Origin of the sequence: Pectobacterium carotovorum, from assembly GCF_033898505.1 — a bacterium.
GTDB lineage: Bacteria > Pseudomonadota > Gammaproteobacteria > Enterobacterales > Enterobacteriaceae > Pectobacterium > Pectobacterium carotovorum_J.
Map to the genome: position 1 here is coordinate 1,216,783 of NZ_JAXAFK010000001.1, position 17,002 is coordinate 1,233,784.

Annotated in this window: 18 protein-coding genes; 17 read left to right on the forward strand and 1 reads right to left on the reverse strand. The window is 53.0% G+C overall.

Annotation, left to right across the window (positions count from 1 at the left end):
* Positions 1-141: 141 nt before the first annotated feature.
* The 11 genes from R9X49_RS05350 (at position 142) to R9X49_RS05400 (ending at position 10,960) form a co-directional block, all read left to right on the forward strand.
* Positions 142-1,512, forward strand: coding sequence for a 2-hydroxycarboxylate transporter family protein (locus tag R9X49_RS05350; RefSeq protein WP_319847479.1), 1,371 nt, complete (start codon positions 142-144; stop codon positions 1,510-1,512).
* Between the two features lie 116 nt (positions 1,513-1,628).
* Positions 1,629-2,513: a fumarylacetoacetate hydrolase family protein gene (locus tag R9X49_RS05355; protein ID WP_319847480.1), complete on the forward strand. Its 885-nt coding sequence runs from the start codon at positions 1,629-1,631 to the stop codon at positions 2,511-2,513.
* Between the two features lie 88 nt (positions 2,514-2,601).
* Positions 2,602-3,666, forward strand: coding sequence for a [citrate (pro-3S)-lyase] ligase (gene citC, locus R9X49_RS05360; protein WP_319848588.1), 1,065 nt, complete (start codon positions 2,602-2,604; stop codon positions 3,664-3,666).
* Positions 3,667-3,689: 23 nt separating this feature from the next.
* Positions 3,690-3,980, forward strand: coding sequence for a citrate lyase acyl carrier protein (gene citD, locus R9X49_RS05365; RefSeq protein WP_319847481.1), 291 nt, complete (start codon positions 3,690-3,692; stop codon positions 3,978-3,980).
* Positions 3,980-4,855: a citrate (pro-3S)-lyase subunit beta gene (gene citE, locus R9X49_RS05370; RefSeq protein WP_014915099.1), complete on the forward strand. Its 876-nt coding sequence runs from the start codon at positions 3,980-3,982 to the stop codon at positions 4,853-4,855. Before citD ends, citE begins: the two co-directional genes overlap by 1 nt.
* Positions 4,856-4,908: 53 nt before the next feature.
* Complete coding sequence (gene citF / locus R9X49_RS05375; protein WP_319847482.1) at positions 4,909-6,438, forward strand: citrate lyase subunit alpha; 1,530 nt, start codon at positions 4,909-4,911, stop codon at positions 6,436-6,438.
* A 25-nt stretch (positions 6,439-6,463) separates the two neighbouring features.
* A complete protein-coding gene (gene citX / locus R9X49_RS05380) occupies positions 6,464-6,991 on the forward strand; it encodes a citrate lyase holo-[acyl-carrier protein] synthase (RefSeq protein WP_319848589.1) in 528 nt (175 codons plus the stop codon).
* A complete protein-coding gene (citG, locus tag R9X49_RS05385; protein ID WP_319847483.1) occupies positions 6,969-7,874 on the forward strand; it encodes a triphosphoribosyl-dephospho-CoA synthase CitG in 906 nt (301 codons plus the stop codon). Before citX ends, citG begins: the two co-directional genes overlap by 23 nt.
* 314 nt (positions 7,875-8,188) lie before the next feature.
* A complete protein-coding gene (locus tag R9X49_RS05390; protein ID WP_319848590.1) occupies positions 8,189-8,944 on the forward strand; it encodes a flagellar brake protein in 756 nt (251 codons plus the stop codon).
* A gap of 449 nt (positions 8,945-9,393) precedes the next feature.
* The gene (locus tag R9X49_RS05395) at positions 9,394-9,600 is read left to right on the forward strand and encodes a hypothetical protein (RefSeq protein ID WP_319847484.1); all 207 of its coding nucleotides are present in this window, start codon (positions 9,394-9,396) and stop codon (positions 9,598-9,600) included.
* On the forward strand, positions 9,590-10,960 hold the full coding sequence (locus tag R9X49_RS05400; protein ID WP_319847485.1) for an APC family permease: 1,371 nt from the start codon (positions 9,590-9,592) through the stop codon (positions 10,958-10,960). Before R9X49_RS05395 ends, R9X49_RS05400 begins: the two co-directional genes overlap by 11 nt.
* A 136-nt stretch (positions 10,961-11,096) precedes the next feature.
* Here the strand turns inward: R9X49_RS05400 and sbcB are convergent, their stop codons facing one another.
* Positions 11,097-12,524, reverse strand: a complete 1,428-nt coding sequence (sbcB, locus tag R9X49_RS05405; protein ID WP_319847486.1) for an exodeoxyribonuclease I — start codon at positions 12,522-12,524, stop codon at positions 11,097-11,099.
* Here sbcB and R9X49_RS23130 point away from each other — a divergent pair.
* The 6 genes from R9X49_RS23130 to tmaR all read left to right on the forward strand — a co-directional run bounded on the left by R9X49_RS23130 (position 12,493) and on the right by tmaR (position 16,962).
* Positions 12,493-12,759, forward strand: a complete 267-nt coding sequence (locus tag R9X49_RS23130) for a hypothetical protein (RefSeq protein WP_413775873.1) — start codon at positions 12,493-12,495, stop codon at positions 12,757-12,759. The two genes, sbcB and R9X49_RS23130, sit on opposite strands and share 32 nt — an antisense overlap.
* Positions 12,760-12,812: 53 nt before the next feature.
* Positions 12,813-13,778, forward strand: coding sequence for a siderophore ABC transporter substrate-binding protein (locus R9X49_RS05410; RefSeq protein ID WP_319847487.1), 966 nt, complete (start codon positions 12,813-12,815; stop codon positions 13,776-13,778).
* A 21-nt stretch (positions 13,779-13,799) separates the two neighbouring features.
* On the forward strand, positions 13,800-14,762 hold the full coding sequence (locus R9X49_RS05415) for an ABC transporter permease (protein WP_319847488.1): 963 nt from the start codon (positions 13,800-13,802) through the stop codon (positions 14,760-14,762).
* Positions 14,749-15,756 carry an iron chelate uptake ABC transporter family permease subunit gene (locus R9X49_RS05420; protein WP_319847489.1) on the forward strand — a complete coding sequence of 336 codons (1,008 nt, stop codon included), beginning with the start codon at positions 14,749-14,751 and terminating at the stop codon, positions 15,754-15,756. The genes R9X49_RS05415 and R9X49_RS05420 overlap by 14 nt, the downstream gene beginning before the upstream one ends.
* On the forward strand, positions 15,753-16,511 hold the full coding sequence (locus R9X49_RS05425; RefSeq protein WP_039300599.1) for an ABC transporter ATP-binding protein: 759 nt from the start codon (positions 15,753-15,755) through the stop codon (positions 16,509-16,511). The genes R9X49_RS05420 and R9X49_RS05425 overlap by 4 nt, the downstream gene beginning before the upstream one ends.
* A gap of 133 nt (positions 16,512-16,644) precedes the next feature.
* Positions 16,645-16,962: a PTS system regulator TmaR gene (tmaR, locus tag R9X49_RS05430; protein WP_319847490.1), complete on the forward strand. Its 318-nt coding sequence runs from the start codon at positions 16,645-16,647 to the stop codon at positions 16,960-16,962.
* The last annotated feature ends 40 nt before the right edge of the window (positions 16,963-17,002 follow it).

Consider the following 17,002-nt stretch of genomic DNA (forward strand, 5'->3'; position numbering starts at 1 on the left):
CTGCGTAATAAACGATTTCTGAATATAAACCATAAAAACCATAAACACCTTTAAAACTCATTTTTTAATTTGAAGGGAATCACATAATAATATGTGCCTGGCCCCTATGATGTGCTGACAAAATAAAACGGGGAGTGAGTTATGAGTACGACTGATGATTCATATATTGTTGTAAATAATGAGGCGGCTGGGAAGGTCTCATTAAAGGAAAAATGGTGGCACATTCTTGATACCTATAAAGTAGGTATTATTCCTGTGCCGCTCTTTGTGCTGGCGGGAGTATTAATCGGTATCGATTGCCTGAACGGCAAGCTGCCGAGCGACATCGTCGTGATGGTGGCGACGCTGGCCTTCTTCGGGTTTGCCTGTGGTGAATTTGGCAAGCGTCTGCCCATTATCGGCAAAATGGGGGCGGCGGCAATCTGTGCGACCTTCATTCCTTCGGCGATGGTGCATTATGGCCTGCTGCCGGACGTTGTCGTTGAATCCACGACCAAGTTCTATAAAAGTACCAACATCCTGTATCTCTACATCTGCTGCATCATTGTCGGCAGCATCATGAGTATGAATCGGCAGACGCTGATTCAGGGCTTCCTGCGCATTTTCTTCCCGATGCTGTGCGGTGAAATCGCCGGGATGCTGGTGGGGATGGGCGTGGGCATTGCGCTCGGTCTGGATCCGTTCCAAATCTTCTTCTTCCTGATTCTGCCGATTATGGCGGGCGGGGTGGGTGAAGGAGCAATCCCGCTGTCTATCGGCTATGCCACGATTCTGCATATGGATCAGGGCGTTGCGCTGGGACGCGTCTTGCCTATCGTAATGCTGGGCAGCCTGACTGCCATCATCCTCGCCGGCGTGCTGAATCAGTTGGGTAAACGCTATCCACACCTGACCGGTGAAGGCGAGCTGATGCCGAATAAAGGCAATAATCTGGGCGGCGGCGCAAGCAGCACACCGGCTTCTGCCTTTAGCGGCAAAGCAGACGTTACGACCATTGCTTCAGGCGCGCTGCTGGCCATCCTGCTGTATATGGTGGGCATGCTTGGCCATAAATTGATTGGCCTGCCTGCACCGGTTGGCATGCTGTTCGCAGCGGTGCTGGTGAAGCTGGCTCACGGCGTTTCACCGAAAATGTTGGAAGGTTCTCAGGTCGTTTACAAATTCTTCCAGACCTCTGTGACGTATCCGATTCTGTTTGCCGTTGGCGTGGCGATTACGCCGTGGCAGGAACTGGTGAACGCTTTTACGATTCAAAATCTGCTGGTGATTATTTCTACCGTGGTAACGCTGGTCGCGACCGGTTTCTTTGTGGGTAGAAAAATCGGTATGCACCCGATTGATGTTGCCATTATCTCCTGCTGCCAGAGCGGACAGGGCGGTACCGGTGATGTCGCGATTCTGACGGCAGGTAACCGTATGGTGCTGATGCCTTTCGCGCAGATTGCCACACGTATCGGCGGCGCGATTAACGTTTCGGTTTCACTGCTGGTGCTCGCCAACTTTTTAGTCTGATGCTCTTCAGAAAATAAAAGAGGCTGAACCAAATAAATATTACGTTGAAAAAATGTGTTGAGTTAACGAAATAAAAACCGCCAATACGCGTGGGTTTATTTTGCACAGGAAATATTATGAAACTTGCAAGCTATCGTTATAACGGTAAAGACAGTTACGGCATTTATACGCCAACGGGATTAATCGATCTCGGCAGTAAAATTGGCCACCGTTACCCCGATCTGAAAGCATTACTGGCACAGAATGCATTACAGGTTGCGCATGAATTCAGTATGAGTACGCCGGATATTGCGGTCGCCGATGTGACGTTTTTACCGGTTATTACTACGCCTGGGAAAATTCTGTGTGTGGGAATGAATTATGCCGCTAAGCGTCAGGAATTTAATGAACTGAATCCCGCGCCAACGCTATTTGTGCGCTTTGCGGATTCGCAAACCGGACACGCGACACCCGTTATCAAGCCGCATTATTCCAGCGAGTTCGATTATGAAGGCGAACTGGCGGTCATTATCGGTAAAGGCGGACAGAATATTGCTCAGGATGTCGCGCTTTCTCATGTCGCGGGTTACAGCTGTTACATGGACGGCTCTGCGCGTGACTGGCAGCACAGCTGGTTTACCGCAGGCAAGAACTGGCAGAAAACCGGCGCGTTCGGCCCTTATCTGACCACCACGGATGAAATTCCCGATCCGCATGTGCTGGCGATCCGCACGTATCTGAATGGCCGCATGGTGCAGGACGACAACACCAGCAGCATGATCCACAAAGTGGCTGAATTGATTGAATACATCAGCACCTTTACTGAACTGAGCGCGGGCGATGTGATCATCACCGGTTCACCGGGTGGCGTGGGGAAAAAACGCAATCCGCCGCTGTTTATGCACGCGGGTGACTGCATTGAAGTTGAAATCGAGAACATTGGCCATTTGCGCAACACGATAGTGGATGCGGCTGCGCCGTTGAAATCGGTTCCGACCGCTGCGGAAGCCGTTGCGCACTGAGTGCAAGTGTAAGTACCTGGCTGTCGGCGTTAAAACCGGCAGCCTGCAATGATCGCCCTAAATAATTCGAGTTGCAGGAAGAACCGTGATGTATGCCAATGATTCCGTCTTTTTTGACACGCTGGATGTGCGCCTTCGGGAGCAGGAGAGGAACGCGGTACGCCACTTCCTTGCACACTGCCAGCTCGGCATGGATGACGATATTGACATCGTGGTGGTTGGCAAACTAGGCGGGCGGATGATTGCCTGCGCGGGGTTGGCCTCCAACACCATTAAGTGCGTTGCGGTCGACCCTGAATTCAGACACCTCAATCTGGGCGTGCAGGTGGTGAATGAAGTGATGCAGCAGGCAGCGCAGCGCGGGCACTTCCACCTGTTTCTCTATACCCGGCCGGAAAATGTCGACATCTTCCGCGGATGTGGTTTCTACCCGCTGGCGCGCTATCAGGACAGTGCGGTACTGATGGAAAACACACCGATTGGCATTCAGCAGTATTGCCAGTCTCTGGCGGCTTTTGCGCACCCTGAATCGCTCGCGACGCGGGCAGATAAAAAGATTGGCGCGATTGTCATGAATGCGAATCCCTTCACGTTGGGGCACCGCTATCTGGCAGAACATGCGGCGCAGTCGTGCGACTGGCTGCACGTCTTCGTGGTACGAGAAGACGTTTCCTTTTTCCCGTTTAGCGAACGTCTGGAAATGGTACAGCGCGGCGTGGAACACATCCGCAATCTGACGGTACATGCCGGCTCAAACTACATGATCTCTAAAGCGACGTTTCCCGGCTATTTTCTGAAGGAAGAGAAGCTAATCACCCGCGCCCATGCGGCGTTGGATTTAATCATTTTCAGGAAATATATCGCGCCAGCGCTCGGGATCACCCAGCGCTTCGTCGGCACCGAACCCTTTTGCCCGGTGACGTATCAGTACAATCAGGACATGCACTATTGGCTGGAAAAAGACCAGACGATGTCTTCCCCTGCGCTAAATGTGATTGAAATTGAACGTAAGCGGCAAACCTCAGGGCTGGCTATTTCCGCCTCGGAAGTCAGGAAATTACTCAAACTTCGGCAGTACAGTCGTATTCAGGACATCGTGCCTGCCTCAACTTTTGAGCATTTACAGCACTACTACGAACCCGAATACGCGTAATTAAAATTAATCAGGATAAATCTATGAAGATTGTTAAGGAGTCCCTGGCGGGCACCTTTGAATCCAGCGATTTGCTGGTCAAAGTGGCGCCGGCAGACGGGAAACTCACCGTGGTCATTAACAGCGAAGTCATGAAACAGTTCGGCCACCAAATCAAACAGGTTGTGGATGAGACGCTGAAGGCGCTAGGCGTACAGGAAGGGACGATCATTGTGGATGACAAAGGCGCGCTGGATTGTGTCATCCGTGCTCGCGTGCAAAGCGCGGTACTGCGTGCGACAGACGGACAGCAGATTGAATGGGAGAAATTATAATGAATAAACTTCGCCGCAGTATGCTGTTCCTCCCGGGTGCCAACGCCGCCATGTTGTCCAATGCGTTCATCTATAAGCCTGACTCTATTATGTTCGACCTGGAAGACGCTGTTTCCCTGCGGGAGAAAGATACCGCACGCCTGCTGGTTTTCCATGCGCTCCAACACCCGATGTACCGCGACATTGAAACCGTCGTGCGTATCAACCAGTTAAGTACGCCGTTTGGCCTGCTGGATCTTGAAGCGGCCGTGCGCGGCGGTGCCGATGTGATTCGCCTGCCGAAAACGGACTCCACCGATGATGTGGATGAACTGGAACACCATCTGGTCCGTATCGAAAAAGCCTGCGGGCGTGAAGTCGGCTCCACACGCATCATGGCTGCGATCGAGTCTGCGGTCGGCGTAATCAACGCGGTCGCGATTGCACGTTCTTCCGAACGTATGATCGGAATTGCGCTGGCGGCGTTTGACTACGTGATGGATATGCAAACGGAACGTGGTGACGGCACTGAGCTGTTTTATGCCCGTTGCGCGGTGCTGCACGCAGCCCGCGCTGCCGGTATCGACGCCTTCGACGTGGTCTATCCCAACGTCAATGACGATGCCGGCTTCCTGAAAGAGGTCGATCTGATCCGCAAGCTGGGCTTCAACGGTAAATCCCTGATTAACCCGCGCCAGATTGAGCTGTTACACAACGCCTATGCCCCCACGCAGGATGAAGTGGACTATTCCCATCTGGTGATCAAAGCCGCCGAAGAGGGCGAACGTGCCGGTCTGGGCGTTATTTCCCTGAACGGAAAAATGATCGACGGGCCGATTATCGACCACGCCAGAAGGGTGCTGGAACGTGCTCAGGCCTCCGGCGTTCGCAAATAGCCGTTGCGCGATTACACCGCAACGGCCGCTCTCAGGAATCACAGGATTAGACAATGAGTCATTTTATTGAAGCACTGCAAAAGCAGTACCCGGAAAAACGTCATCTGCAACCCTTCGTCAACGCCAATCAGAATACGCCGTGGCTGAATGACGTCGCCCAAAAGCATGAGCGCAAACTGTGTGCCGATCTGGAAGACGCCATTCGTCACAGCGGCCTGAAAGATGGGATGACGATCTCTTTCCATCACCATTTTCGCGAAGGCGATAAAGTCATTAATCGGGTGGTTGATACACTGGCACGCATGGGCTTTCGCGATCTGACGCTGGCTTCCAGCTCGCTGATGAGCTGTAACGCATCGCTGATCGACCATATTAAAGCGGGCGTGGTCAGCCGGATTTATACCTCTGGGATGCGCGGCAAGCTGGCTGATGCCATTTCTCACGGGCTCATGAAAGAGCCGGTACAGATCCATTCTCACGGCGGCCGTGTGCATTTGCTGCAAAGCGGTGAGCTGAATATCGATGTCGCTTTTCTGGGCGTACCGTGCAGCGATGAATTTGGTAACGCCAACGGCACCGTCGGGAAATCCAGCTGCGGCTCGCTGGGCTATGCGATGGTTGACGCACAGTTTGCCCGTAAAGTGGTATTGCTGACCGAAAGTCTGGTGCCGTTCCCCAATATGCCAGCCAGCATCGTGCAGGATCAGGTGGATTATATCGTTCAGGTTGATGAAGTCGGCGATCCGGCCAAAATCAGCGTGGGCGCAGCGCGCGTCACCAGCAATCCGCGTGAGCTGCTGATTGCCCGTTCAGCGGCAGACGTCATTGAACATGCCGGCTATTTCAAAAACGGTTTCTCTATCCAGACCGGTTCTGGCGCGGCCTCGACGGCCTGTACGCGTTTCCTTGAAGACAGAATGCGTCAGCAGAATATCGTGGCGCGCTTTGCTCTCGGTGGGATCACTGGCGGTATTGTCGATCTGCACGAAAAAGGGCTGATCGAAAAACTGATCGATACCCAGTGTTTTGATGCCAATGCGGCGGCGTCGCTGGCGAAGAACCCAAATCACGTAGAGATTTCCACTAACGTTTACGCCAATCCAAGTTCTAAAGCGGCCTGCTGCGATCAGTTGGATATGGTGATTCTCAGCGCGCTGGAAATTGACACCGATTTTAATGTCAACGTGATCACCGGCTCCGACGGTGTGATGCGCGGCGCGTCCGGTGGTCACTGTGACGTCGCGACGGCCGCAAACCTGACCATTGTCGTTGCGCCGCTGATTCGTAGCCGTATCCCGACCGTGGTACGCCAGGTGACGACACGCGTTACGCCAGGAGAAAGCATTGACGTACTGGTGACCGATCACGGCATTGCCGTCAACCCAGCGCGCCCTGAAGTTGCTGAACGTCTGAAACAGGCGGGGCTGACGGTGATGACGATTGAGGCGCTTTACCAGCGTGCGATTGAGCTGGTTGGCGAACCTCGTGCTATTGAGTTTCATGATCGCATCGTCGGCGTTATTCGCTATCGCGATGGCAGCGTGATTGACGTCGTTCGTCAGGTGAAAGAAGCCGACGAATAAGCGTGAACGCATGAGGGAATCGATGATGACAAATGCTGTTTCCATCTCGCTGGAAACCTTACTCGCGGCGAAGGAACGCCGCGCAGTTCGCCAGCAAGAATGGCTCGCCCGGCACGGTGCGACGCTGGTGTCGCTGACGCTGGTTACGCCGGGACCGGTAAAAGATAGCGACGGTTATCGGCAGGTGATGACCGAAGCGATCAAGGCATTCACGTTTTTGTGTCAGACAAGAGGGTGGATGGTGCTGGAACAGCAGACATGCTGGCTGGCAACCGGGGCGGAAGGGCTGTGGGCGATTACCAAAGATGCGCTGTCGGTGAAAGCGGCGACTATTGCGCTGGAAGATAGTCATGAACTGGGGCGGCTGTGGGATTTCGATATCTTCAGCCCGGAAGAGGGATCGATTGGCCGGTCGATGTTGGCGCACCGTGGGCGCACCTGCCTGTTGTGCGATCAAATGGCGCACGCCTGTAGCCGTTCGCGCCGCCATTCGCTGCCCGAGCTACTCGAGCACATTGAGGAAAAGGTCAATGCCTACTTTACGCCAGCCTGACGCTGTACTGTCGGCTGTGGTGTCCCGCTCCGCCGCCTGCGATTATCGGGAATGTGACCCGTTACCGGACATCGACCTGCGGGTCGCGCACGCGCTGACGATGGAAGTGATGCTGACGCCGAAGCCCGGACTGGTGGATCGCGCCAATAACGGTGCTCATCGTGATATGGATGTGGCGCTGTTTCAGACCAGTATTCAGGCGATTTCGCCCTGGTTTCGGCATTTTACCGATGCGGGTTATCAGCACGCTAACACACCGCTAGCGCAGCTGCTGTCTCAGGTTCGACCTATCGGCATCGCCTGCGAACAGGCGATGCTGTCAGCGACGAAAGGCGTGAATACTCATAAAGGTGGGATTTTCGCGTTTGGCCTGCTGTGCACCGCCGCCGGCTGGCTGGCAGGGCGGGGAGAGCCTGTGACGCAGCGCAGCCTGTGCGACAGCGTGGCGGCAATGTGTCACGATTTGGTACGGAATGAGCTGGAGACGTGTTCTGGAGCAGCGACGGCGGGTGAGCATCTCTATCAACGTCATGGCCTGACGGGCGCGAGGGGAGAAGCCGCCAGCGGTTTCAATACCGTATGCCAATATGCGTTGCCTGCCTTGCAGCAGGCGATGGCTGCCGGGGCGGATGACGACACCGCGCTGTTACGGACGCTACTGGTACTGATGGCTCACAATCCTGACACCAATGTCGTTTCACGCGGCGGCATGGACGGGCTGGCGTTTGTGCAAGATTACGCGCGGAAGTTACTGGCTGGTACGCTGGATCGGCAGGCGCTGAGAGAGATGGATGAAGCGCTGATTGCCAGAAACCTTAGCCCGGGCGGCAGTGCCGATTTGCTGGCGTTAACCTGGCTGCTGTATCACTATCCCACTGAATAGCACTGCGACGTCAATACACTGGGGCAGAAGAGGCGCATAATGGCAGTGTTGTACTAATCAACGATGTACAAGAAAACGCCATTATCTGGTCGCTTCTGCTCACTTTTTTTCTATTATTCCGCTAAAGTAGTTGGGCAAACTGCCGATATCGTTTGCACAAATCTATATCGTACGATTTCAGACGCTCCGCATAATCGTTTTCAATATGCAGCCAGTACGGTGGCATCGTAGTGGCACACATGGGACTTGAAAGATAACGGAGAGGCGTGCATCAATATAAGCCATTGGCACAAATCCATGTAAAAATGGTGGGGATGAAAGCGGTGAATGAAAATTTGAAAGAGCAGTTTGTTAAGCGCAACAAGCTGGCTATCTGTGCAACACTGCGCGAATTAAAGAAGAATGACACGTCTCTGATGGTTCATCATTCTCACGGTCAGTTCATCAGTAAAATTCTTGACGTTGTCCCGGACAACAACCTGTTTGTCTTCGATTTAGGCGGCATTGAGCGTGAAAACAACCGCGCGCTGTATGCCGGATCGCTGTCTTTTGTCGCAGAGCCTGCTGGCGCAAAAGTCGAATTTAATGCCGAAATCGCGAAAACGGTGACGTACGACGGGCTGCCAGCCTTCAGCGCGCAGATTCCTGAGCTGCTTTATCTTATCCAACGTAGAACCTATTTCCGCATCAATACGCCGCTGTGGCCGCCGTTGACGTGCCGTGGCGAGCTGCCGGATGAGAGTGTTTTCCTGTTTACGATTAAAGATCTCTCTCTGGGCGGATTGAGTCTGTATACCGACCGTGACACCACGGGGCTGTTGACCGAAGGCGACATCATTAAGAGCGTGGAGATGGATCTTGCCGATCACGGTTTCTTCTGCGTCGATTTGCAGTTCGTCGGTCAGGCTATGGTGAAGGTTGTCGATAACAAAGGCGAACTGAAACTCACGCAGCGTTTGAGCTTCAAATTCCCTTCACTGAACGCGGCACAGGAGCGGGATCTTCAGCAGGTGATTTTTGAGCTGGAAAGATTACAAAACGAAAAGAAAAAGCGGTTTCAGGAGTTGTAATTTTTAAGCACAAGCTTTTGTTTGGGCTTCACACATTTTTTAGCTTCACACATAACAGCAACGTTTTTCATAACAAGTATTAACGTATTTACCCTAAATGGTTCAGGCTGCGGAGCAAAACATGACTGTTTTGAATGCAAAAAACCAACGTATATGCCGCTTGATGCCTGATGGGGATAAATAAATTGTTTCCAACGTTCTCAGAGCCTTGTCAGATGGGATCGTCTGGTGCAGAATACGCGCCTTGCAAAATAACCGACGTCTAATAGCGTCGGTTATTTTTTTACATTTATGCTCGTCATACTTCAGGTTACAGGGGTATTGGTGTGGTTTCTTACCTTCTCTGTAGCTCAGGTTTGCTGGGTATAGGGTCTTCAACCAAAGAGGCCGGACAACGATCCGGATAGATAATTTTGTGTGTGCCTGTGAGCACAGTGAGGAAAGGAAAGATGGGGCAATTAGTAAGTTTCGCACCGGTGCCCGCCGGTTTGGGCTGCAAAGGTATTGGTTATGGCGCGACGCCGTCGCAAGTTATTTCTGGTGCTGTTTCAGCTACCTCTTCTCATCGTGATTCAGGCGAACCCTGTATCCATTCATTTGTTTCCGGTGCGTATGCTCCTGCCGTGATGAACGGAGGTGCGCGTCATGTCGCTTGATTCTCACCTGCCTAATGCTGGTGCCAAACGTGCTCAGCTAAAAAGAACGCTCACGCTGTGGCCTGTCGTTATGATGGGGCTGGCGTACATGCAGCCGATGACCATTTTTGATACCTTCGGTATCGTGTCTGGCCTGACCGACGGCCATGTGGCGACCGCCTATGCGTTTGCGCTGGTTGCTATTCTGTTCACTGCGCTGAGCTATGGCAAACTGGTAAAACGTTTCCCGTCTGCGGGCTCTGCTTATACCTATGCGCAAAAAGCGATCAGCCCGCACGTTGGGTTTATGGTCGGCTGGTCATCACTGCTGGACTATCTGTTCATGCCGATGATCAACATTCTGCTGGCGAAAATCTATCTGGAAGCGATCTTCCCCGGCGTGCCGTCATGGATTTTTGTCGCGGCGCTGGTTGGGCTGATGACGCTGTTTAACCTGCGTGGCATCAATCTGGTTGCTAACCTGAACTCCATTATCGTGGTGGTACAGGTGGCTATCATGGCGGTATTCCTGGGTCTGGTGATCCACGGTGTTTATCTGGGTGAAGGTGCAGGTACGCTGACCAGCACGCGTCCGTTCTGGTCTGAGAACGCGCACGTGGTGCCTATGATTACCGGGGCAACCATTCTCTGCTTCTCGTTCCTTGGTTTTGACGGCATCAGCTCGCTGTCGGAAGAAACGCAGGATGCCGGTCGGGTGATTCCAAAAGCCATCTTCCTGACGGCGCTGATCGGCGGCGTGATTTTTGTTGCCGTGGCGTACTTCCTGCAACTGTACTTCCCGGATATTTCTCGCTTTAAAGAGCCAGATGCGTCTCAGCCGGAAATCATGCTGTACGTCGCGGGTAAATTCTTCCAGTCCGTTATTCTGGTGTTCTCCTGCGTCACGGTGTTGGCATCCGGTATGGCCGCCCACGCGGGTGTTTCCCGCCTGATGTATGTGATGGGGCGTGATGGCGTCTTCCCTGAGCGCTTCTTCGGTTATATTCACCCGAAATGGCGTACGCCAGCGCTGAACGTTCTGCTGGTTGGCGTGATTGCTCTGTCTGCGGTGTCGTTCGATCTGGTGACGGCAACCGCGTTGATTAACTTCGGTGCGCTGGTGGCGTTTACGTTCGTGAACCTGTCGGTTATTTCACAGTTCTATATTCGTGAACGCCGTAACCGTACCGTGAAAGACACCATTAACTTCCTCGTGCTGCCAGTGCTGGGTGCGTTGACGGTAGGCGCGCTGTGGGTGAATCTGGAAGCCAGCTCGATGACGCTGGGTCTGGTGTGGGCAACGATCGGATTACTCTATCTGGCGTTTGTAACGCGCAGTTTCCGTCAGCCAGTGCCGCAATGCAGTGAAGAGCCGGTGTAAGCCAACTGAGCACTCGCATGAAAGAAAAAGCGGAGCCTGTGTGCTCCGCTTTTTTATGGTGTGCCATCCCTAGCTGCTACCCTGACGGGCCGTTGTGTCAGCAACGTTGAAGAATGTGCCCTGTGTTTCTTACTCGTTATCCCACCAGTTCCTGCGCATAGGCGTACAGCGCTTTTAACTGCGCCATCTTCTCTTTATCGTCTTCATGAAGCTGATACAGATTGCTGAGTTCTGACAGATAGTCCTGCAGGCGTTCCGGTGTAAATACCGTACGCCGATGCTGCAACCACCGTTGCTGTTCGCGGTCGTCCAGCGTGCCGGGGAAATTGCGAGCGCGATAGCGGAAAAACAGCGGTTCCAGGCGATTATCGGCAAACGTAAGATCCAACGCGGGGAGATTCTGCGGGGCGGTCTCCTGAATAATCTTCATCGCCATGCGGTCAGCATCGCCAAAGAAGCCATCATAAAGGCGTAAATCGACATCATCAGATGCGACAAAGGCGGGCGCTTCGGCAAACAGCTCCACCACTTTTTCCCTGACGCTCGCGTTGTTACGCAGCAGCGCCAGATTGTCCAGACAGCGTTGACGATCGATGCCCAGTCTTTCCGCGTCTTCCGGCCGTAAGGTATTGGCAGGCGCTAAGACCGGACACTTATTGATGTGCACCAGCTTGAGCGGAACCGCACTCTGATCGGCTTCCAGTGCATCCCGACGAGTGTATAACCGTTCACGCAATGTCTCGCTATCCAGCTCCAGCAGCGGCGTCATATCGCCAGCCAGATCGCACATAATGACCGCATTACGGTTGTCCGGGTGCCAGGCGAGCGGCACCACCCAACTGGTGTTGCTCCTTGCTGCGCCAAACATGCCAGACACGTGCACGAGCGGTTTCATCTGCGGAATATCAATCAGCGCGGAAATTTTGTTTTTGTTACGTAGCGTGAACAGGTACTCAAACAGCTTGGGCTGCGCCTGCTTGAACAGTTTTGCCATGGCGATGGTGGCATAAACATCGGACATCGCATCATGCGCCTGCTCGTGCGAAATACCGTTTGCTTTCGTCAGGTGCTCAAGGCGGAAACTGGGCAGGCCGTCATCATTTTCAGGCCAGACGATGCCTTCCGGTCGCAGGGCATAGCAGGCGCGTAACGCATCCAGTAAATCCCAACGAGAATTACCGTTTTGCCAACTGTAAGCGTAAGGATCGTAGAAGTTTCGGTAGAAAATATTCCGGCTGACTTCATCATCAAAGCGAATGTTGTTGTAGCCCATAATACAGGTGCCGGGCACGCTGAACGCGTCGTGGATCTGACGAGCGAACTCCGCCTCATTGACGCCTTTTGCCAGTGCGACCTGTGGCGTAATTCCGGTGATCATCACCGCTTCCGGCTCCGGCAGGTAATCATCGGTCGGTCGACAATAAATGACCAGCGGTTCGCCGATAATATTGAAATCCATATCGGTACGGACACCCGCAAACTGCGCGGGGCGATCGCGCGCCGGATGTTTACCGAATGTCTCGTAGTCGTGTATGAAAAAAGTGGGTTGTGTTTTCTCGGCCATATATGCAGTTAGCTTTAGCTACGTGTATGCGCTGAACCTGAAATCAGGCAAAACAGTCTGGAAAACGGCAAGGATACCATTTAATCGACTTTTCTGTGGCGCTTTCCTGATTTGCATCACTTCTCTGACGTACATCAATAGGTGGGTAGACATAATCGCTAGGCATGACTGTGTCCGTTCGGTTACAATTTTATTTTTAATGCGAATGATAATTAAATTCTTTATTACCCCGTAGAACACGCTGCGGGGTAGCGTTCGGCAACAAACAGCAAAATGGAGAACACACTTATGCGGTTAAATGCGGTGCGATTAAATGCGGCGTTTGCAGTGAAGGCGACGTTACTGGCATCTATGTTTGTTCTGGCTGGCTGCGATCAGCAGGCATCGTCTTCAGAGGGAAGTCATACGGTAAGCATTGAGCATGCGCAGGGCACCACACAGGTTCCACAGCCGCCGAAGAAAGTGATTGTGTTTGATCCTGCCTCATTGGATACGCTGGATGCGTTGAAAGTCGAAGGGATCGCCGGTGTACCGAAAAGCAGCACGCCGCTGCCTGCGTTTTTATCAAAATACAACGGTGATGCTTACCTGAACGCCGGGACGCTGTTTGAACCGGCCTATGAAGCGCTGAGCAGCGCTAAACCTGACCTGATTATTGCCGGTGGGCGTACGCGTGATGCCTATGACAAGCTGAGCGGCATTGCACCGACGATCTCGATGGATGTGGATGAGCACCAGTTTATGGCGAGCTTCATCCAGCGCATCGAGCAACTGGGCACCATCTTCGGCAAAGAAGAAGAAGCGAAAAAACAGATTGATGACTTTAAACAGCAGATCGCTCAAACGCGCGCCAAAACGGAAAATGCGGGCAATGCGCTGGTTCTGATGGTCAGCGGTGGAAAAATGTCTGCCTATGGACCTAAATCGCGCTTTGGCTTTGTGTTTGATGAATTAGGTTTCAAACCTGCGACCGAGTTCCCGGAATCCGGACGCCACGGCAACGTAGTGACCTCAGAATTCTTACTGAACGTGAACCCGGAATGGCTGTTTATCCTCGACCGTGACAGCGCGATTGGTCGCCCGGGTGGGGAATCTGCCCAGCAGGTGCTGGATAACCCGCTGATTCACAAAACCAACGCCTGGAAAAATAATCGCGTGATCTACCTGGATTCAGCATCGCTGTATATCGCCGGGGGGCTGCAAAGCTATAAAAACCTGGTGAGTACCGTCAGCGACGCACTGGATAAGAAATAACGGCAGATTACGGCAGAACCAATGAAGTCTTTTTATTATTCGCTGGGTCTTGTGTTTCTGGCCTGCATGATCGTTGTCAGCCTGTTTGTTGGGGCAGGGCAGTTGACGATGCAGGCCGTTTGGAACGACCCGGAAATGCGCGATATTTTCTTTATCAGCCGCGTTCCCCGTACGCTGGCTTTGCTGCTGGCTGGCAGCGCCATGAGTGTTGCCGGTCTCATCATGCAACTGCTGACGCAAAACCGTTTTGTTGAACCGTCTCTGGCGGGAACCACGCAATCGGCCAGCTTAGGTTTGCTGGTGGTGATGATCGCCGTGCCCAGCGCGACGATTTTCACCAAGATGGTGGTGGCAAGCCTGTTTGCGTTGGGGGGCACTTTCCTGTTCATGATGCTGCTACAGCGGATTGTGCTGAAATCCGCGCTGGTGGTGCCGCTGGTCGGCATTATGCTGGGCGCGGTTATCAGCTCAATTACCACGTTCGGCGCGATGTATTTTGATCTGTTACAGGCGCTCGGCAACTGGGAATCGGGCGATTTTTCCGGTGTTCTGCAAGGGCGCTATGAACTGCTTTGGCTGGTTGGCATATTAACGCTGGTGGCCTGCTGGATCGCTGACCGCTTCACGGTCGCAGGTATGGGGCGTGAGTTTTCCGTCAATGTCGGCCTTAACTATCGGCAGGTAATGCTGATGGGGTTGTGCATTATCGCGGTCGTCAGCGGCGTGGTGGTCGTAGTGGTTGGCAGCCTGCCGTTTATCGGGCTGATCGTACCGAACCTGATCAGCATGATGATGGGCGACAATGTGCGAAAAACGATTCCGTGGGTGTGCCTGCTCGGCGGCGGCTTGGTGCTGTGCTGCGATATTATCAGCCGTGTGATTCGCTATCCTTTCGAGATTCCGGTGAGTGTGATTCTTGGCGTCATTGGCGCTGCCGTTTTCCTTCTCCTATTGCTAAGCCAGAAACGTCATGTCAGTCAATGAACGTAATACGGTGCTGACCGGAGCCGTCAGCGAAAAACGTACAGGGTTATCGCCGACGCAGCGGCTGATGTGGCTGGCTGGCGCGGCTGTCGTGGTGATCGTGCTGTTTATGACCATCAACCTAGGCAGCAACCTGCGCTACATTTTAACGCACCGCGGGCTGATGCTGACGACGATGCTGCTGGTGGCATTTGCCGCCAGCGCGTCGACGGTACTGTTCCAAACGGTGACAAATAACCGGGTGCTGACGCCGTCGATTATGGGGTTTGAAGCCCTGTTTATCCTGATTCAGACCGCGCTGGTGTTTGTTTTCGGCATTAGCGGCATTCCGGGGCTGGGTGTTGAAGGCAAATTCGTTCTTGAGACGCTGCTGCTCATTCTCTTCTCTGCGCTGCTGTATCGCTGGTTGTTTACCGGCAGCCGCAATAATTTGCATCTGGTCCTACTGGTCGGGATTATCTGCGGCACGCTGTTTCGCAGCATGGCGGGCTTAATGCAGCGTCTGCTGACGCCTGGGGAGTTCGCCATTTTACAGGGACGAATGTTCGCCACCTTCACCCGCACCGTTCCCGAATTGGTGGCGCTGTCGGTTGTGATTACGCTGGTGGTCGCGGTGGTGATCTGGCGCATGCGTTTCCGGTTTGATGTGCTGGCGCTGGGACGTAACAACGCGATTAATCTTGGTATTGACTACAAGCGTAGCGTCACAGTCATTCTGCTGCTGGTTTCCGTACTGGTTGCCATTTCGACAGCGCTGGTCGGCCCGCTCACCTTTTTAGGCTTTATGGTCGCGAACCTTGCGTATTTAGTGATTGGTTCCAGCCAGCATCGTCTGTTGTTGCCTGCGGCTTTCCTGCTGGGCGTCATTTCACTGGTTGGCGGACAACTGGTGCTTGAGCATCTGCTGGATATGTCCGGGGCGCTGTCGGTCGTTATCGAATTTGTGGGTGGGTCGCTGTTCATTGTGTTGCTACTGAAAAAGGTTTCCGTGTGATTGAGATCGGCAATGTAACCAAAACGTATAATAACGTGACGGTATTAAATAATGTCACGGCGACGGTGCCCCGCGGCGGCGTCACGTCGATTATCGGCCCGAACGGTGCAGGGAAGTCGACACTGTTGTCCATCATCAGCCGCTTGCTGGAAGCGGATCGCGGACAGGTAAAAGTTAACGGCATGGATGTGATGACAACACCAAGCGACAAGCTCGCCACCTGTTTGTCCGTGCTGCGGCAGGAAAACCAGTTTACCAGCCGTTTAACGGTGGCAGAGCTAGTGGGTTTTGGCCGTTATCCTTACACCAAAGGACGGTTGAATGCTGACGATCGTGAGCGCATCAGCGCCGCGTTGGCGTTCCTCAATCTGACCGAATTGAAAGATCGTTTTTTAGATGAACTTTCCGGCGGTCAACGACAGCGTGCTTATGTCGCGATGGTGCTGTGTCAGGACACCGAATACGTGCTGCTGGATGAACCGCTGAATAATCTGGATATGAAACACGCGGTGGCGATGATGAAGCAGATTCGCCGGGCGGCCGATGAGCTAGGTAAAACTATCGTGCTGGTTATCCACGATATCAACTTTGCCTCTGCTTATTCAGACTACATTATTGCGATGCGCAAAGGGCAGATTATCTACACGGGAAAACCGGAGGACATCATGGTGTCCGACGTTCTGGAAGATATTTTCGATACTGAGGTTGCCATTGAAGAGGTTCATAATCAGCGTATTGCGGTATATTATCGTTGATGGTTTGATGACAGATTATCCGCTCAGCGAGGCGTTAGCACAAAGGGCGTAACCACTGCTTGAAAGACGCTGGGTATAACCTGTATGGTGAATGCATAAAGAATTTATGTATGACTTAAGGTAAGGGTAAAAGATGGATAAGGACACTAAGCCGTGTTTCCAGGATGTACTGGAATTCGTGCGCATGTTTCGTCGTAAAAACAAACTTCAGCGTGAAATCGTCGACAACGAAAAGAAAATTCGCGATAACCAGAAGCGCGTTCTGCTGCTGGACAACCTGAGCGAATATCTGAAACCGGGTATGTCCATTGAGGACGTGCAAAGTATCATCGCCAACATGCGCGGTGATTATGAAGATCGTGTTGATGACTACATCATCAAGAACGCGGATCTGTCGAAAGAACGCCGTGAGCTGTCTAAAAAGCTGAAGGCGATGGGCGAAGTTAAGTAACTTAACGCCCCCGTTTTTACGGTAAAACCGCTTTCTGCTG